The sequence below is a fragment of the Carboxydocella sp. JDF658 genome (assembly GCF_002049395.1).
In the GTDB taxonomy this organism is placed as follows: domain Bacteria; phylum Bacillota.
On sequence record NZ_BDLR01000053.1, the window covers coordinates 1 to 2,943 of the forward strand.

3 protein-coding genes and 2 tRNA genes are annotated in these 2,943 nt (G+C 50.5%); all 5 read left to right on the forward strand.

All coding sequences use genetic code 11. The features are described 5' to 3' along the window. Positions 1-111 precede the first annotated feature (111 nt). A complete protein-coding gene (gene rlmB, locus JDF658_RS09250) occupies positions 112-852 on the forward strand; it encodes a 23S rRNA (guanosine(2251)-2'-O)-methyltransferase RlmB (protein ID WP_079907349.1) in 741 nt (246 codons plus the stop codon). 80 nt (positions 853-932) lie between these two features. Next, positions 933-1,580: an RNA polymerase sporulation sigma factor SigH gene (gene sigH / locus JDF658_RS09255; RefSeq protein WP_078666709.1), complete on the forward strand. Its 648-nt coding sequence runs from the start codon at positions 933-935 to the stop codon at positions 1,578-1,580. 78 nt (positions 1,581-1,658) lie between these two features. Next, a tRNA-Met gene (locus JDF658_RS09260) sits at positions 1,659-1,734 on the forward strand. Between the two features lie 4 nt (positions 1,735-1,738). Continuing rightward, a tRNA-Met gene (locus JDF658_RS09265) sits at positions 1,739-1,815 on the forward strand. 104 nt (positions 1,816-1,919) lie between these two features. After that, positions 1,920-2,943, forward strand: a 1,024-nt coding sequence (gene tuf, locus JDF658_RS09270) for an elongation factor Tu (RefSeq protein WP_079907350.1), incomplete at its 3' end; no start/stop codon positions are given.

Sequence of the window (2,943 nt, forward strand, 5' to 3'; positions counted from 1 at the left end):
TGCCCCGCGGGGGCAAATCAAGTATTCGGAAAGGAGGCGAAAGCCTGGTCTGGGGGCCGACTTGACTGAAAATAAAAATAGTCAAGTTTTTTGAACCAGGGATAGGCCAGGATGGGTGAACTGGAATGGGTTTATGGCCGTAATCCTGTACTGGAAGCGATTAAAGCAGGTAGAGAGCTGAACAAAATCCTGGTCGCCAAAGGCACCAAACTTCCCCCTAATCTTATGGCAGTCTTGCGGGAGAGTCGGGTACCTTTCCAGGAAGTGAACAGAGAGCGTTTGGACAGCATCTGTGGTACTTCCGCTCACCAGGGGGTAGCGGTTCAGGTAGCGGCCGCCTCCTATGTTGATTGGGAAGAGATACTGGCCCAGGCGGAAGCCAGGGGAGAACAGCCCTTGCTGATTTTGCTGGATGAACTGGAAGATCCTCACAATCTGGGGGCGATCCTGCGTACTGCCGAAGGGGCCGGAGTTCACGGGGTGATTATACCCAAACGTCGAAATGTGGGGTTGACAGGAACGGTGGCGAAAGCTGCTGCGGGTGCGGTAGAGTATGTACCGGTGGCCCGGGTGTCCAATCTGGTACAGATAATCAGGGAACTGAAAGAAAAAGGGGTTTGGGTAGCCGGTCTGGACGGAGAGGCAGAAAAAAGCCTTTGGGAACAAGACCTTACCGGGCCGCTGGCTCTGGTGGTGGGAGGAGAAGGCAAGGGTTTGAGCAGGCTGGTAAAAGAAAACTGTGATTTTCTGATTAAAATACCAATGTCAGGCAAGATTAACTCCCTGAACGCCTCCGTTGCTACAGCCATCAGTGTTTATGAAGTTTTGCGGCAACGCCAGCGCAAGGCTTGACTATGTCCAAGCCTGTGAGTATAATAGTTTATGTATCACTGCGACCCCGGGTAATACCAAATAGAGCGGAGGCGATGACCTTGAGTCTGAGTGCCCAACCGGATGCCTGCGAACGTTTTGAGGAAATGATTGATGAGGATGTGGTAGAACTGGCCAAGGCCGGAGACAATGCCGCCGCTGAGTACCTCATCAATAAGTACAAAAACTTTGTGCGGGCTAAGGCGAGATCCTATTTCCTGATCGGCGCCGACCGGGAGGATATTGTACAAGAGGGGATGATTGGCCTCTATAAAGCCATCAGGGATTTTCGCCCTGATAAGCTATCATCTTTCCGGGCCTTCGCCGAATTGTGCATTACCCGGCAGATCATCACTGCTATTAAGACAGCAACTAGACAGAAGCATATCCCATTAAACTCCTATGTCTCCCTGAATAAGCCTATTTATGACGAAGATTCTGATCGTACTTTGCTGGATGTGATTTCGGGTACTAAGATTACAGATCCGGAAGAATTGATTATCAGCAGGGAAGAATTCGATGACATTGAGGAGAAAATGGGGGAGTTGCTCAGTTCGCTGGAATGGAAAGTGTTAATGTCCTATCTAGACGGCAAGTCCTATCAGGAAATAGCAGTTGACCTTAAGAGGCATGTTAAGTCCATTGATAATGCTTTGCAACGGGTAAAAAGAAAAATAGAAAGATATCTGGAAAAACGGGACTGTGGCTAAATTGGCAGGGTTTACTTCTTGACCATTGGTGCAAGGAAGGCTATAATAGATTTTGTCAATGACGTAACAGTTCTTCGTCGCGGGGTAGAGCAGTTGGTAGCTCGTCGGGCTCATAACCCGAAGGTCGGAGGTTCAAGTCCTCCCCCCGCAACCAATAAGGCGGCGTAGCTCAGTTGGCTAGAGCATGCGGTTCATACCCGCAGTGTCGGGGGTTCGAATCCCTCCGCCGCTACCACTAAGGTCAGGTAAACCAGCCTATGGCTGGTTTTTCTTTTTACATATAATCAATCTTATTTAGCCCAAAATACTACAAAAAATATATGTAGGAGGTTTGAAGAGATGGCAAAGGCAAAATTTGAAAGAACTAAGCCTCACGTAAACGTGGGCACCATCGGTCACGTTGACCATGGTAAAACAACTACCACTGCTGCGATTACTGTAGTTCTGGCAACTCAAGGTAAGGCTGAAGTCAAGCGTTATGATGAGATCGATGCCGCTCCGGAGGAAAGGGAAAGAGGCATTACCATCAATACTGCTCACGTTGAGTATGAAACCGACAAGCGTCATTATGCTCACGTAGACTGCCCTGGTCACGCTGACTATGTTAAGAACATGATCACCGGTGCTGCCCAGATGGACGGCGCTATTCTGGTTGTATCCGCTGCAGATGGTCCTATGCCTCAGACCCGGGAACACATCCTGCTGGCCCGTCAGGTAGGTGTGCCTCATATCGTAGTCTGGCTGAACAAGGCTGACATGGTGGATGATCCCGAGCTGCTGGAACTGGTTGAAATGGAAGTGCGGGAGCTGTTGAATCAGTATGATTTCCCCGGTGATGACATTCCTGTTGTTGTCGGTTCCGGCCTCAAGGCGCTGGAGTGCGGCTGCGGCTCCCGGGATTGCCAGTGGTGCGGCAAGATCTGGGAACTGATGGATGCTGTTGACAGCTACATCCCCACTCCTGAGCGGGATATCGATAAGCCCTTCCTGATGCCGGTTGAAGACGTGTTCACCATTACCGGTCGTGGTACTGTTGCTACCGGTCGGGTTGAGCGCGGTACTGTTAAGGTTGGAGACGAAGTAGAAATCGTCGGTCTGAGAGAAGAAACCAAGAAGACCGTTGTAACCGGTGTGGAAATGTTCCGTAAGATGCTGGATCAGGCCCAGGCTGGTGACAACATTGGTACTCTGCTGCGGGGTGTAGACCGGAAAGAGGTAGAACGTGGTCAGGTTCTGGCCAAGCCTGGTTCCATCAAGCCCCATACCAAGTTCTTCGCTGAAGTATACGTGCTGACCAAAGAAGAAGGTGGCCGTCATACTCCTTTCTTCAACGGTTACCGGCCCCAGTTCTACTTCCGGACCA

What these genes read in the sequence shown, in the direction of transcription:
- rlmB (WP_079907349.1), top strand. Translation starts at nt 112, where the DNA reads ATGGGTGAACTGGAATGGGTTTATGGCCGTAATCCTGTACTGGAAGCG.